Annotated in this window: 16 protein-coding genes; 6 read left to right on the top strand and 10 right to left on the bottom strand. The window is 58.1% G+C overall.

The features are described 5' to 3' along the window. Positions 1-24: 24 nt before the first annotated feature. From AB9K37_RS16495 to AB9K37_RS16505, 3 genes are read left to right on the top strand one after another with little or no spacing between them, the layout of a single operon-like run. Positions 25-1,236 (top strand): amino acid ABC transporter permease, encoded by a 1,212-nt coding sequence (locus AB9K37_RS16495; RefSeq protein WP_293712482.1) that lies wholly within the window; start codon positions 25-27, stop codon positions 1,234-1,236. Position 1,237: 1 nt separating this feature from the next. After that, positions 1,238-2,530: an amino acid ABC transporter permease gene (locus tag AB9K37_RS16500; protein ID WP_369840784.1), complete on the top strand. Its 1,293-nt coding sequence runs from the start codon at positions 1,238-1,240 to the stop codon at positions 2,528-2,530. A 15-nt stretch (positions 2,531-2,545) separates the two neighbouring features. Further along, positions 2,546-3,313, top strand: a complete 768-nt coding sequence (locus AB9K37_RS16505; protein WP_072708007.1) for an amino acid ABC transporter ATP-binding protein — start codon at positions 2,546-2,548, stop codon at positions 3,311-3,313. 4 nt (positions 3,314-3,317) lie between these two features. Here AB9K37_RS16505 and AB9K37_RS16510 read toward each other — a convergent pair whose 3' ends face one another. From AB9K37_RS16510 to ttcA, 7 genes are all read right to left on the bottom strand, one after another. Further along, positions 3,318-3,815 (bottom strand): histidine phosphatase family protein, encoded by a 498-nt coding sequence (locus AB9K37_RS16510; protein ID WP_369840786.1) that lies wholly within the window; start codon positions 3,813-3,815, stop codon positions 3,318-3,320. Further along, complete coding sequence (locus AB9K37_RS16515; RefSeq protein WP_369840788.1) at positions 3,812-4,459, bottom strand: ferredoxin; 648 nt, start codon at positions 4,457-4,459, stop codon at positions 3,812-3,814. The genes AB9K37_RS16510 and AB9K37_RS16515 overlap by 4 nt, the downstream gene beginning before the upstream one ends. Before the next feature lies 1 nt (position 4,460). After that, positions 4,461-5,339: an acetylglutamate kinase gene (argB, locus tag AB9K37_RS16520; protein ID WP_369840790.1), complete on the bottom strand. Its 879-nt coding sequence runs from the start codon at positions 5,337-5,339 to the stop codon at positions 4,461-4,463. A gap of 181 nt (positions 5,340-5,520) precedes the next feature. Next, a complete protein-coding gene (gene yihA / locus AB9K37_RS16525; RefSeq protein ID WP_369840792.1) occupies positions 5,521-6,171 on the bottom strand; it encodes a ribosome biogenesis GTP-binding protein YihA/YsxC in 651 nt (216 codons plus the stop codon). Beyond that, the gene (locus AB9K37_RS16530) at positions 6,171-6,905 is read right to left on the bottom strand and encodes an MOSC domain-containing protein (RefSeq protein ID WP_369840794.1); all 735 of its coding nucleotides are present in this window, start codon (positions 6,903-6,905) and stop codon (positions 6,171-6,173) included. The genes yihA and AB9K37_RS16530 overlap by 1 nt, the downstream gene beginning before the upstream one ends. 1 nt (position 6,906) lies before the next feature. Further along, positions 6,907-8,718 carry a membrane protein insertase YidC gene (yidC, locus tag AB9K37_RS16535; protein ID WP_369840796.1) on the bottom strand — a complete coding sequence of 604 codons (1,812 nt, stop codon included), beginning with the start codon at positions 8,716-8,718 and terminating at the stop codon, positions 6,907-6,909. A 103-nt stretch (positions 8,719-8,821) separates the two neighbouring features. Continuing rightward, positions 8,822-9,685: a tRNA 2-thiocytidine(32) synthetase TtcA gene (gene ttcA, locus AB9K37_RS16540; RefSeq protein ID WP_369840798.1), complete on the bottom strand. Its 864-nt coding sequence runs from the start codon at positions 9,683-9,685 to the stop codon at positions 8,822-8,824. Between the two features lie 75 nt (positions 9,686-9,760). Between ttcA and AB9K37_RS16545 the strand changes: the two genes are divergently transcribed. Continuing rightward, positions 9,761-10,741 (top strand): alpha/beta hydrolase, encoded by a 981-nt coding sequence (locus AB9K37_RS16545; RefSeq protein ID WP_369840799.1) that lies wholly within the window; start codon positions 9,761-9,763, stop codon positions 10,739-10,741. Here AB9K37_RS16545 and yidD read toward each other — a convergent pair. From yidD to rpmH, 3 genes are all read right to left on the bottom strand, one after another. Next, a complete protein-coding gene (gene yidD / locus AB9K37_RS16550; RefSeq protein WP_072707995.1) occupies positions 10,738-10,977 on the bottom strand; it encodes a membrane protein insertion efficiency factor YidD in 240 nt (79 codons plus the stop codon). The genes AB9K37_RS16545 and yidD overlap by 4 nt on opposite strands. Beyond that, positions 10,974-11,330, bottom strand: a complete 357-nt coding sequence (gene rnpA, locus AB9K37_RS16555; RefSeq protein WP_369840801.1) for a ribonuclease P protein component — start codon at positions 11,328-11,330, stop codon at positions 10,974-10,976. Before rnpA ends, yidD begins: the two co-directional genes overlap by 4 nt. A gap of 92 nt (positions 11,331-11,422) precedes the next feature. After that, positions 11,423-11,557: a 50S ribosomal protein L34 gene (rpmH, locus tag AB9K37_RS16560; protein WP_005980833.1), complete on the bottom strand. Its 135-nt coding sequence runs from the start codon at positions 11,555-11,557 to the stop codon at positions 11,423-11,425. A gap of 273 nt (positions 11,558-11,830) precedes the next feature. Here rpmH and AB9K37_RS16565 point away from each other — a divergent pair, with 273 nt between their 5' ends. Both AB9K37_RS16565 and AB9K37_RS16570 read left to right on the top strand, forming a co-directional pair. Next, positions 11,831-12,565 carry a TVP38/TMEM64 family protein gene (locus AB9K37_RS16565; RefSeq protein WP_369840806.1) on the top strand — a complete coding sequence of 245 codons (735 nt, stop codon included), beginning with the start codon at positions 11,831-11,833 and terminating at the stop codon, positions 12,563-12,565. 4 nt (positions 12,566-12,569) lie between these two features. Beyond that, on the top strand, positions 12,570-13,988 hold the full coding sequence (locus tag AB9K37_RS16570; RefSeq protein WP_369840808.1) for an NAD(P)/FAD-dependent oxidoreductase: 1,419 nt from the start codon (positions 12,570-12,572) through the stop codon (positions 13,986-13,988). Positions 13,989-13,993: the final 5 nt, after the last annotated feature.

Raw genomic sequence — 13,993 nt, forward strand, 5'->3', positions numbered from 1 at the left:
TCTGTTACCTTCCGGGAAGCAAATATGACGGCATATACCGACCCTCCGAAAGAGTCGTTCCAGCTGTCCCAGCTGATCCATGATACGCGTTACCGGTCGTATACCTTTCAGTTCATAGCGCTTGTGCTGCTGCTGTTCGGTCTCGGCTACTTGACGATGAACCTGATCACCAACCTGCGTGTGGCTGGTCTGAGTATCTCCTACGGGTTTCTGGGTCAGCCTGCTGGATACGATATCAACCAGTCTCTGATCGAATATAATAACCAAGACTCGCATTTGCGGGCCTCGATCGTTGGTGTTTTGAACACCCTGCTCGTGGCTTTCTTGGGCTGTATTACCGCGACCATCCTCGGCGTATTCGCCGGCGTGGGTCGTCTGTCCAAAAACTGGCTCGTTGCAAAACTGATGTCGGTTTACGTCGAAGCCTTCCGGAACGTCCCCGTTCTGATTTGGATTCTGATCATCTCGACCATCGTGACAGTAATGCCTGCGCCCCGCGCCTATCGCGGAGAGACGCCGGATGCCGAGATGTTCCTCGGGATCATCGCCTTTACCAACCGTGGCATTTACGTTCCCAAGCCGCTTTGGCTCGAAGGGTCGTGGGTTGTAGTGACAGTCTTTGTGCTGTCAGTCATCGGTGCCTTTGCCTATCGCGCCTACGCCAAAAAGTTGCTGTTCTCGACGGGTAAGCTGCTGCCCATGGGCTGGCCGACGCTGGCCATCCTGTTCGTTCCCGCGATTCTTGTGTATTTCATCATGGGCCGTCCCATTGGTGTCGAAATACCTGAATTGGGGGGCTTCAACTTCTCTGGCGGCATTGCGATGCAGCGCCCGCTGATTGCGCTCTGGCTGGCTTTGTCGGTGTATACCGGCGCCTTTATCGCAGAGAACGTCCGCGCGGGCATTCAGGCGATCAACCGTGGTCAGACCGAGGCTGCTGCGTCGCTGGGTTTGCGCCCGGGCCGCATCATGAGCCTGGTTGTCCTGCCCCAAGCTCTGCGCGTCATCATCCCGCCGGTGATCTCGCAGTTCCTGAACCTGACCAAGAACAGCTCGCTCGCGATTGCTGTGGGCTACATGGATCTGACCGGCACTCTGGGGGGCATCACCCTGAACCAGACGGGTCGCGCGATCGAATGTGTTCTACTGCTGATGCTGTTCTACCTGATCATCAGTCTCGGGATTTCGGCCGTGATGAACACCTACAACAACCGCGTTAAGCTGAAGGAGCGTTGAGATGAGCGATATGCATTCCCACCTCGCCTTCGTGCGCACTGAAATGCTTGCGCAACAAGAACCGCCCATCAAAGAGAAGGGCATCGTTAAATGGGCGCGCTCGAACCTGTTTTCGAACTGGGTGAACAGCGTGCTGACCATCGTGGCGCTCTACGTCATTGTGCGTCTGATTTTCTCGGCTGGTCCGTGGTTCCTGAACGGGATCTGGGACACTAGCTCGCTGGCGCAATGTCGTGAAATCCTGGACGGCGCACGCGGGGCCTGTTTCTCGGTCTTGACCGAGCGCTGGCAGCAGCTCTTGTTCGGCATTGCTTATCCGTCCGAACAATACTGGCGCCCGACCTTGGCGTTTGTGCTGATGCTGGTCGCCGCAGCACCAGTGCTGTTCGTGGCACTGCCGCGCGCGATGCTGATCATCACCGGGCTCTTCCCCTTTGTCGCTTACTGGCTGCTGTGGGGTGGGACCATCATGACTTCGGTTTTCGTGCTGATCGGTGTGGTTGTCGGTTACCTCGTCTTCACCAAGGCAGAGCGTTTCGGCTTTGTCCTTGGGCTTGTTGCGGGTCTAATTGCTGCGGTTGTCGTCTGGAAAATCGGCGGAGCGATCACGCCCGCGGTCGATGGCATTATGGTGCTAGAGCCTGTCGCCAGCCGCGACATGGGTGGCTTTATGCTGAACATGATGCTGGGTGTCGTCTGTATCTCGCTGTCGCTGCCCATTGGCATCATGCTGGCGCTGGGGCGTCAGTCGCACATGCCCATCATCAAGGGCATCAGCGTGGTCTTCATCGAGTTCATTCGCGGTGTGCCTCTGATTACCCTGCTGTTCGTGGCAAGCGTAGTTCTGGCCTACTTCTTCCCGCCGGAAACCAACATGGACCTGATCCTACGTGTGATCATCATGATCACCATGTTCTCGTCGGCCTATATCGCCGAGGTGATCCGTGGTGGTCTGGCTGCGCTGCCCAAGGGCCAGTACGAAGCCGCAGACAGCCTTGGTCTGGACTATGCGCAGGCCATGCGCCTAATCATCCTGCCCCAAGCGTTGAAGATTTCGATCCCAGGTATCGTTAACGTGGCCGTTGGCCTGTTCAAAGACACCACGCTGGTGTCGGTGATCTCGATGTTCGATCTGGTAGGTATGATCCGTGGCCCGATCTTGGCCTCGACCGAATGGAACGGCGTGTATTGGGAGCTGTATGGCTTCGCCGCGCTTCTGTTCTTTGTCACCTGCTACAGCATTTCCCAATATTCCCAGTGGCTGGAGCGTCAGCTCCGCACGGATCATCGTTAAGAAAGGTGCCCTACTATGGTTGACACCACACAAATGAAAGTCTCCGACGAGATCGCGATCTCGATCGAGAAGATGAACAAATGGTACGGTCAGTTCCACGTTCTGCGGGACATTGATCTGAGCGTCTACCGCGGTGAGCGTATCGTTATCGCGGGCCCGTCGGGCTCTGGTAAATCGACGCTGATCCGCTGCATCAACGCTCTGGAAGAGCATCAGGCTGGCAAGATCGTGGTGGACGGTGTTCACCTGACCTCTGACCTGAAGAACATTGATGCGATCCGGTCCGAAGTTGGCATGTGCTTTCAGCACTTCAACCTCTTCCCGCACTTGACCATTCTTGAGAACTGCACTCTGGCGCCGATCTGGGTTCGCAAGATCCCCAAGAAGCAAGCCGAAGAGACAGCGATGCACTTCCTTGAGAAGGTGAAGATCCCTGATCAGGCCAACAAGTACCCCGGTCAGCTGTCGGGCGGCCAGCAGCAGCGTGTGGCGATTGCCCGTTCGCTCTGCATGAAGCCGCGCATCATGCTGTTCGATGAACCGACGTCTGCGCTTGATCCCGAGATGATCAAAGAGGTTCTGGATACCATGGTCGAACTGGCCGAAGAGGGCATGACCATGCTCTGCGTGACCCACGAGATGGGCTTTGCCCGTCAGGTGGCGAACCGCGTGATCTTTATGGACCAAGGTCAGATCGTCGAACAGAACGAGCCTGAAGAGTTCTTTAACAACCCCAAGAGCGAGCGGACCAAGCTGTTCCTCAGCCAGATCCTGGGGCACTGATCGCTCAGTCGGTCAAGTCTCTTGGCACAATGAAATCGATGGCGCGGGCGGTGTGGAAACGCACCGCCCGCCATTCGTTTTCAGGGAATTCGGCGACCAGTGTGGCGCAAGTCGGATAGCGGGTGAACTGAGGGTGCGCGGGAATATTGGCCAGCAAGCGGGTTGCGAAATCCGCGATACCGGGATTGTGGCCAATCATCATCACAGTTCGCCCGGTCGCGCGTTTCAGCACATCCATCATCGTGTCGCTGGACGCATGATAGAGACGCTGGACATAGTCCGTCTCCGCCTGCGGCAGGCCCAAACGATCCAGAGTTTCGCGGGTTCGTGCGGCTGTCGAACACAGTACCTCGTCCGGCAGATAGCCCTGCTTCTGCAGCCATGCGCCAATTGCGGGCGCAGCAGCTTGGCCACGCGCGTTCAGAACTCGGTCGTGATCCTCTTGCAGAGGATCATCCCAACTGGATTTGGCATGCCGAGTCAAAATCAGGCGCAGGGTCATTTGTGAAAACTCTTCATATGGAAGGCGGATTGTTCGGGCAGCCTGCCATAAGCGACGCCCACTGGACAAGCACGGCGCACAGCACAGCCTAGGCTCATACAGTCTGCCTCGGGTTGCTCCAGCCAGCTGTGGCAGGCCGCAGTGTCATACCCTTCACTCAGCGCGTCCACAGGGCAGGCAGAGCGGCAGGGGCGTGGCACGCAAGTCTCGCATGGGTTCTCTTGTGGGTCTGGCAACGCGACAGAGTAGGGCAGGGCAATCGCGCCGCGGTAGCTGATCCAAAGGCCCGCGTCATTATGCACGAGCATGCCGACAGCAGAGCTGTGCGCGCGGCCTGTCCGCATGGCCCACTGCAAAAACGGACGATACGGCGGTCCACCAAACGGGAAGAGCGCCTTGCCCCCGAGACGCTCGGCGTGGTCTGTTAGGACCCGTTTTGACCAGCGGTCAATTGGATCAGGGGCACCATCGTTGTACTCAGGGCTCCGCGTAAACAGACCCCAGAATGCAGCGCCATTAGGGCTGATCATCAGGAGGCTCTTCATCTGTGGTAAATCGTCGCCCGCTTCCGGAACCAGCCCACCGGAAACACAAAGGCCCTGCTGATCCAGCAGGGCCTCGATATCATTCAAACGTGCGTTCACGTTAGCTGCCCTTGGGCTGCATACGGATCAAAGAGCCAGCACCGTGATCTGTGAAAAGCTCGAGCAGGCAAGCATTCGCGAGCCGGCCGTCCAGAATAACAACGGCACGTACGCCCGCCTCGACAGCCTCAAGCGCGGTTTGGGTTTTGGGGATCATCCCGCCGGCAATCACGCCAGACTCGGTCATTTCGCGGACCTGCGACGCCATCAATTCAGTGACAACCTCGCCATCCGCATTCTTTACCCCCGACACGTCGGTCAGCAGCAGCAGGCGATCGGCCTTGAGCGCGGCAGCGATCGCACCAGCGGCAGTGTCGCCGTTGATGTTGAATGTCTCGCCATTCTCGCCCGCGCCCAATGGCGCAATCACTGGGATGGTGTCGTCTTCGAACAGAGCATTCAGAACATTCGGATCGACTTTGGACGGTGTGCCCACCAAACCCAGCGCGGGGTCGGTCTGCTCGCAGATCATCAGGTTCGCATCCTTGCCAGACAACCCAACAGCGCGGCCACCCTGACGGTTGATCGCTTGGACAATACGTTTGTTCACCTGACCAGACAGCACCATTTCGACCACGTCGACAGTCGCCTGATCCGTGACGCGCTTGCCGTTCACGAACTCTGACTTAACGCCGAGTTTGCCAAGCATTTCGTTGATCATGGGGCCGCCGCCGTGAACGACAACAGGGTTCAGGCCCACTTGACGCATGAGGACCACATCTCGGGCAAAGCTGTCCATCGCATCTTCGCTGCCCATCGCATGGCCACCAAGTTTGATCACGACAATCGCGTCATCATAGCGCTGCAGATAGGGGAGTGCCTCGGAGAGTGTCCGGGCGGTGGCGATCCAGTCCGTCGTCATTGCCATTTGCTTCTTCATGTCCTGTCCCTCTGGGTGTCCCTCATGGGTATCCCAGCCCCCGACCGAGGGGAAGTGCGTCTGCCGATCCGACATGGGTATTTTTACCAAGATGAAAGCAAGGGCGCGCCTGCTTTTTCTGCTTTGCGGAAATACTCACGGCACTAGCCATGACGTGTCGGAAGGAAGCCTGTAGAGCGGATTACTCGAGGTTCGCGATCACAGCGCGTAGAGTGCCGATGCCCCAGCCCTTTTCCGACGAGGTACTGATGATCTCTGGGAAGGCGGCGGGGTGACGGGACAAAGCTTCGCGAACCTGTTTAAGCATAGGCTCGCGGTCCTTTTCCTTGATCTTGTCTTCTTTGGTCAGAACGCACTGGAAGGTAACCGCCGAGGTGTCGAGCAGCTTCATGATCTCTTCGTCGACCTTTTTCACGCCATGGCGCGAATCAATCAGGACGAAGGCGCGGCGCAGGGTTTGACGGCCGGACAGGTACTGTTTCAGCAGGCGCTGCCATTTCTCGACGACAGCGACAGGTGCGTTCGCGTAGCCATAGCCAGGCAAGTCGACGAGGAAGTGATCTTCACCCACGGTAAAGTAGTTGATTTCCTGCGTTCGTCCGGGCGTGTTCGACGCGCGCGCGAGCGCTTTGCGCCCTGTTAGCGCGTTGATCAGGCTGGATTTCCCGACATTCGAGCGACCCGCAAAGCAGACCTCGATGCGCTCAGCCGGTGGAAGGCCGTCCATTTTGACAACACCTTTGAGGAAGTCCGTCTCGCCCGCGAACATCTTGCGCGCGGCTTCGAGTGTTTCGGCATCCGGTTCCTCGACCAAGGGGAAGGGCAGTTGCATCACAGGACCTCTAGCGTATCGCCAAGGCGTACCTCGCCCGGCTTCGTGACCCGTGCGTTTACACCGAAGTAAACGTGATCCCAATGGCCTTTCAGAGTTTTTATGAGATTTGCGTCAAAGACGCCGGTCTCTGGGTTCGCTTCTATGGCGCGGCAGCGGATGATCGGCTCAATGATCGTCGCTTCGGCTGTGCCGATACGCAGTGTGCGTCCGGTCCAGTCGTTCTCTGCCCACGGGCGCAGGTCCTCGATCCAAATGTTTCCGCGGAACCGGCGAGGATCAATGAGCTGCTCTGCGGCGTCTTGCAAAACGGCCAAAGAGGCGCGCGACATGATCGAGACAGAGGGATAATCGGCATCTGTCATGCCTGTGATGGGGGCGGGGATCAGACTTGTAGGGGGCTGCAGGGCGTCGCCCCAAATTGGAGTCAACCATTCTAGCAGGCGCTGGTCATCCAACTCTGGCTCGAATCGTAGTGGCGGAAGATCGGGGTGCGTGACGGTGATTGCGCTGCCGTCAACCGCAGTGCGGGTCGGGGCGAGTTGCGGTCCTCTGGCCACGTGACCAAAGGTGCCGCGGCGCTGCCATGTGCCAGTGTCCCGCTGTCCTTTTTGCAAAATCGCCCACTGCCGGTCGTGCGGCAGCGGGCGATCTTTGTGCAGAGCGGTCTCGGTAATGGCTTCTCCACCGAGTCCTTTGATCGGGTGACGGAAGAGATCTGTCACCCGTGCCATATCAGGCTTCTTTCTTCTTCTTTTTGGCAAAGCTCTTCTTGATGTTGCCAAAGACGTCCGGCTTGTACCCATGGCTGCGCATGATCAGGTACTGCTGGATAAAGGTGATCGTGTTGTTCGTAATCCAGTACAGAACCAGACCGCTGGCAAAATTACCCAGCATGAACATGAAGACCCATGGCATCCAAGCAAAGATCATCGCCTGCGCAGGGTCGGTGGGCGCCGGATTCAGCTTCTGCTGCAGCCACATCGAGATACCCAAGAGGATCGGCAGGATGCCAAGCGAGATGATCGCAAGGAACGACTCGGGGCTGGGAGCCGCGAAGGGCAGCAGGCCAAAGAGGTTCAGGATCGAGCTCGGATCAGGTGCCGAAAGGTCTTGAATCCAGCCGAACCAAGGTGCGTGACGCAGTTCCATGGTCACAAAGATCACCTTGTAGAGCGAGAAGAAGATCGGGATCTGGATCAGCATCGGCAGACAGCCGGATGCAGGGTTCACCTTGTTCTTCTTGTACAGCTCCATCATGCCCTGCTGCATCTTCATGCGGTCGTCGCCTGCGGATTCCTTCAGCTTTTCCATTTCGGGCTGAAGTTCACGCATACGCGCCATCGAGGCATAGGATTTGTAGGCCAGCGGCAGCACTAGCGCCTTGATCACAACGGTCAGAGCGATGATCGACCAACCCATGTTGCCAATCAGGGCGTTCAGGTTGTGCAGCATCCAGAAGATCGGCTTGGTGAAGTAAAAGAACCAGCCCCAGTCGATCGAGTCGACAAAGCCGTTCACGCCTTCGTCTTCTTCGTAATGCTTCAGGGTGGCCCATTCCTTGGCGCCGGTGAACAGGCGCGTGCCTGCTTCGGCGGTCTCGCCCGCCGCAACGGTCACTGCGGGCAGGACGGCCTCGGCCTGATAGATCTCGCGCGATTCAAAGAACTTCGCGGTCGAGCGGAAGGGGGCGTCGCCATCAGGGATCAGGATGGTCTGCCAGTAATGGTCGGTGAAACCGATCCAACCGTTCTGTTCGACTTCCACACGTTCGGCATTGGTGCCCTCGCGGTCGTCGATGTCCATCTTGCCCAAGGCTTTGTAGTCCAGCTCTTGCAGCTGACCATCCGACATGCGGATCAGGCCTTCGTGCAGGATAAAGAACTTACGGGTTTCGGGCTCGCCGTGGCGGCGCACGATGCCGTAGGGACGGACCGAAATGGGCGTGTCGCTGGTGTTCTCGACGGTCTGGGTCATGCGGAACATGAAGTCGTCGTCGATTTCCATCACGCGGGTAAAGATCTGGCCGACACCGTTGTCCCAAGTCAGCGTCACAGGGCTGTTCTGGGTCAGGACCGCATCCGCGGGGGCGGACCACAGAGTCTCGGGACCCGGCACATTTGCGGCGTCGATACCGTCAACAGGGGCCCAACCAAACAGCGCATAGTACGCATTCGGCGAGCCGACACGCGACAGAACCTGAACGTTCTCCGAGTCAGGGTCGGTGGTGACGTCGTAATCCAAGAGCTGGATGTCATCCACGCGGCCACCGAGCAGCGAGATAGAGCCAGCAATCCGGTCGGTCTGGACCTGAATGCGCGGCGCATCTTCTTCGGAGGAAAGTTCGGGCGCAGCGGTGGTTGCACCATCTGCGGTCGGCAGGTCACCAGAGGCGATCGCGGGCTGGTCGCCTACGGTCTGTTCGGTCACTGCGGGGGCGTTGGGGTCTTGTACCGGTTCCTCGGGCGGGAAAAGCACAAACCAAATCACAAGCACGACACCGCTGAGTACGGTTGCGAGCAAGAGGTTCTTATTCTGATCGTCCATCAGATCGGGCCACCTTGTCCTTTAAAGTCAGGCTGGTTCAACAATTCGAGGGGGCAAAGGTCAAGCGGTTTTCCCGTAATCACCGCCCCCACGGCGCTGCAAATCAGCGCAATTTGGGGATTCCGTCGGTATCTTCGGGGCGCTGTCCACGCTCCAGTCCGGCAAAATCAAAGAGCCCCGCATCCAGCAGATGGCTGGGGCGGGCATTCATCAGGGCGCGGAACATGACCTGGCGGCGGCCGGGGCTGTTCTTTTCCCATCCATCAAGGATCTGCTTCACCTGCTGGCGCTGAAGCCCGTCCTGCGATCCACACAGATCGCAGGGAATGATCGGGTAGTTCATCGCGCGGGCGAACTTGTCACAATCGTCCTCGGCCACAAAGGCCAGCGGGCGATAGACAAATAGGTCACCTTCTTCGTTCACCAGTTTCGGCGGCATCGTCGCAAGGCGCCCGCCGTGGAACAGGTTCATCATAAAGGTTTCCAGAATGTCGTCGCGGTGATGTCCCAGCACGACTGCGCTGCACCCTTCTTCGCGGGCAATGCGATACAGGTTGCCGCGGCGCAGGCGCGAGCAGAGGGCGCAGTAAGTGCGGCCCTGCGGAACCTTATCCATCACGACACTATAGGTATCCTGATATTCGATCCGGTGGGGCACCTTCATCTTTTCCAGAAACTCGGGCAGGACCGTCGCCGGAAAGCCGGGCTGACCCTGATCGAGGTTACAGGCCAGAATGTCCACGGGCAAAAGCCCGCGCCACTGGAGTTCGTGCAGAACGGCCAACAGAGTATAGCTGTCCTTGCCGCCCGAGAGGCAGACGAGCCAACGGGCGCCACGTTCGATCATACCGAACTGTTCGATCGCCTCGCGCGTCTGGCGCACGATGCGTTTGCGGAGTTTCTTGAACTCTGTCCCCGAAGGGGCCCCGGCAAAGAGCGGGTGAATCTCGTCATGTTCATCAAGCATGGCGCGGGGTATGCCAAACCCGACTGGATAGGAAAAGCCTTTTGCTGTTGCCTCCTTTTGCATTTGAGAGGGAACATGGATTTCATTTTTACGGTCCGCCGGATTCGTAACGGGACATTTCAGCCCGAACCCGGCCAGAACAGCTTCTTGGTGGTGCCGCCAGAGGCCGAAGATATCAGCCCCGCGCACCGCATTGGTGGTGCTGTGAAAAAGATGCCGGACAGTTGGGCGCGGCGGGTTCTGCACGAATCCAAGCTGGATCACGTGCCCGAAGGCCAGCCCAATCGCGGTGACATCGTGGTGCATGTCCACGGCTTCAATGTCTCGACCAAGAAGATGTTGCACAGGCACCGGTTGCTGGCCAAAGGCTTGCGAGATCAAGGGTTTGAAGGCGTCGTGGTTAGTTACGATTGGCCGTCGGCAGACAAGGCGCTGAACTATCTAGAAGACCGCACGGACGCCAAGATCACCGCGATCCGGCTGGTGGATTCGGGGATCACCAGCTTTGCGGCGCGTCAGACACCGGACTGTCCGATCAACCTGCATATCGCGGCGCATTCGATGGGAGCCTATGTGGTCCGAGAGGCTTTTGACGATGCGGATGACCGCCGCTACGTGGCTGGTCATGCGTGGAACGTGAGCCAAGTCTTGCTCATGTCGGCGGATGTTTCTGCGGCTGGAATGTGCGCTGTGTCGGGCAAAAGCAGCTCTCTTTACCGGCACTGCACGCGTTTGACGAACTACAACAACCCCCATGATTCGGTGCTGTCCTTGTCGAATATCAAGCGGATCGGCGTGGCGGCGCGGGCAGGGCGTGTGGGGCTGCCGGAAACGGCGCCCGATATGGCGGTGAATGTGGATTGCGGCGCGTACTTCGACGCCAATCGTGGGCTCTATGCCGACATCGAGTATGGGCAGCACACATGGTACTACCATGACCCCGTTTTCATGCGGGACGCCTATGAGACCATTCTTGGGATAAGCGACCGATCAACGTTGGCGACGCGCGCAACGATTCCTGCTGCCTTGACGAACCGGTTGGCGCTGATTGGTTAGTGGTGGTCGTGTTTGCAGGGCGGGACGGGATCGTAACCCGATCCGCCCCAAGGATTGCACCGTATGATGCGGTGAATGGTCAGATATGTGCCTTTGATCGCGCCATGCTTTTCCAGTGCCTCGAGCGAATAGACAGAGCATGTGGGCTGGAAGCGGCAACTTGTTCCGATCCAAGGTGACAGTGTCAGCCGATACAAGCGCACAGGCAGCGCAACAATATGGGCGAGGGGGCTCATTTCTGCGGGGGCTTCGGGCTGTGGACCTTGCGCAGAGCATAGCGCAGGTCGCCGCGCAGGGCATCAAAGTCTCGATCAATGGTCGCCTTGGGTCGGCCAATCAGCACGTAATCCCAACCGGCGCGGCCCATCTGGGGCACCAGTTCACGGGCGATCTCGCGCATCCTACGCTTGGCGCGGTTGCGGGCGACAGCATTGCCGATCTTTTTGGAACAGGTAAAACCGATGCGGATCAGATCATGATCGCATTCGTCCACGCGTCGTTTGCGGGCCTGAAGCATCAAGCCTGCAGTGCCTTGCTTGTTAGCGCGCGCGGCTCGCAGGAAATCTGACCGATTTTTCAGATTTTCCATGCGAAAGGGCACCGCCTCGTCCCGAGCCGGAGCCTGTGTAGGTGCCGGCGCGGGCGATGACGGTGCCCGATCAGTCATAACTCTGACCCGGATTAAGCGCTAAGGCTCTTGCGGCCACGCGCACGGCGGGCGTTCAGAATCTTGCGGCCTGCTTTGGTCGCCATACGAGCGCGGAACCCGTGGCGGCGCTTGCGAACCAGGTTCGAGGGTTGGTAAGTGCGTTTCATCGCAACGTCTCCGTCCTAATGGCGGCGAGGCTTGCAGATTCGCCCTGCCGTTACATTCGAACCCGTCCTTTAGGCGCGAAGCTGAAATAAGTCAAACCAGTTCTCGGCGCTTTTTGGGCCGTTAGCATGAAAATGTTTCAGTTTTCTATCGATCCGCCCGAAACGGGGCAGACCACTTCACCCCTGATCAAGCACACGTGAGGCCACTATCCGCCAGTACGCATCTCGGGCATGTTGAGCGAATTGCCACAACTCTGCAAGGACGCCTCTGCAATGACATCGACACGATCCAAGCCCTTCTGGAGTGCGGCGCAGCGCCAGGCGCCTTTGCTGCTTCTTGTTGTCGGCGGGGTGGTTGGCGCGATCTTTCTCAAAGATGTTCTGGATTTCCAAACGCTCAGTGAGAACCGAGAACACCTCGTAGCCCTGCGTGATGCGCATTACGGGTGGGTCGCTGCGGGGTTTGTAGTCGTTTATGCGGCTATGGTGGCGTTCTCTTTGCCAGGCGCGACCATTGCCACGCTGACCGGCGGATTTCTGTTTTCCACCTTTCCCGGCGTGCTTTTCAACGTGAGCGGAGCGACTATGGGCGCTGTCCTTCTGTTCATGGCAGCGCGATGGGGATTGGGGGACCGCTTGGCAGAGAAGATGCAGACCAGCGAAGGGCGAATCCGGAAAATTAAGGATGGGATCGACGCAAATCAGTGGGAGATGCTGTTTTTGATTCGCCTGATTCCAGTGGTCCCATTCTTTGTTGCGAATCTGGTGCCAGCCTTGGTCGGAGTGGGCTTCATTCCTTTTGCTGTCACGACTTTCTTGGGAATTATCCCAGCAGCCCTAGTCTATACGTCGGTCGGCGCTGGTCTTGGCGCGATCTTCGAACGCGGCGAGACGCCCGATCTGGGAATCATCTTTTCGCCGGAAATCTTGCTCCCACTGCTGGGATTGGCGGCGCTGGCGGCTCTTCCTGCTGTCGTCAGAGCGATGCGCAGAAAATCAGAGGTCTAAAGACATGAAGCATATTAAAACGGACCTCCTTGTTGTTGGGGCCGGCTCCGGTGGTCTGTCCGTTGCAGCGGGCGCTGTGCAGATGGGGGCGAAAGTCGTTCTATTAGAGCGCGGAAAGATGGGCGGGGATTGCCTGAACTACGGGTGCGTTCCGTCCAAAGCTATGATTGCGAGCGCTGCGCGCGCCCATCAATTGGCCACAGCGGAGGAATTTGGGATTACATCCGTTGTGCCAGAGGTCGATTATGCCGCCGTAAAGCAAAGGGTTGCCGAGGTCATCGCCACCATCGCGCCACACGACAGTCAGGAGCGTTTCGAGAAACTCGGCGTGACAGTGATCCGGGAAGAAGGGCGCTTTGTCGCGGCGAACCGCATGGTCGCCGGGGATACTGAAATCGAAGCACGTAGGATTGTCCTCGCAACAGGGTCGCGCCCGTTGGTCCCTCAGATTCCGGGTCTCGAGGATCTGCCTTATCTGACCAATGAAACTCTGTTCGAATTACAGGATAAGCCAGAGCATCTTATTATTATTGGCGGCGGGCCGATCGGTCTTGAGATGGCGCAAGCGCACGTGCGTTTGGGGTGCAAGGTTACGGTGCTCGAGGCAGGTTCCGTTCTGGCCAAAGAGGATCGAGATGCCAGTGCACTCGTGGCCGAGGCGTTACGGCGCGAGGGCGTCGATCTACAGGAATATACCTCTGCGACGCGGATCACGGGGCAAACGGGTTCCATCATGATCGAGACCAACACGGATCACCGAGTAGAGGGGACGCACCTGCTGATCGCAGCGGGGCGGCAGCCAAACGTGGAGACACTGGATCTGCCCAAGGCTGGTATCGACTTCACGTCCTCTGGAATCACTGTGGACGAAGTCTTGCGCACGACAAATCGCAAGGTCTATGCGATTGGCGATGTGGCCGGAGGCATGCAGTTCACCCACGTTGCAGGCTATCACGCTGGTCTCATAATCAGGTCGGCACTGTTGTCCTTGCCCGCGAAGGCCAAGACCGCTCACATCCCCCGTGCCACATACACTGCGCCTGAACTTGCGCAGATTGGTTTAACCGAAGACGAGGCTCGGCACGCGCATGGCGACAGTCTGGAGGTCGTCCGATTCGACTATGATGGCAACGATCGTGCGATTGCGACGGGTCGAACAGAAGGCTGGATTAAGGTGATGGTCCACAAGGGCAAGCCTGTCGGCGCTACCGTCGTTGGCCCTGATGCGGGAGAGATCATAAACTTATGGGCTATGGTCTTGGCAAATGGGCTCAAGATGTCTCATCTCACAAGTATGGTCTCGCCATATCCAACGTTGGGCGAGATAAGTAAGCGCGCGGCAGGGAACTATTACGCTCCGCGGCTGTTTGATAACAAATTAGTGAAATACTTGGTTCGGGCTGTGCAGTCGCTGCTTCCCTGAGCCAG

It is taken from the genome of Donghicola sp. XS_ASV15 (assembly GCF_041224595.1).
Classification (GTDB): Bacteria; Pseudomonadota; Alphaproteobacteria; order Rhodobacterales; family Rhodobacteraceae; genus Donghicola.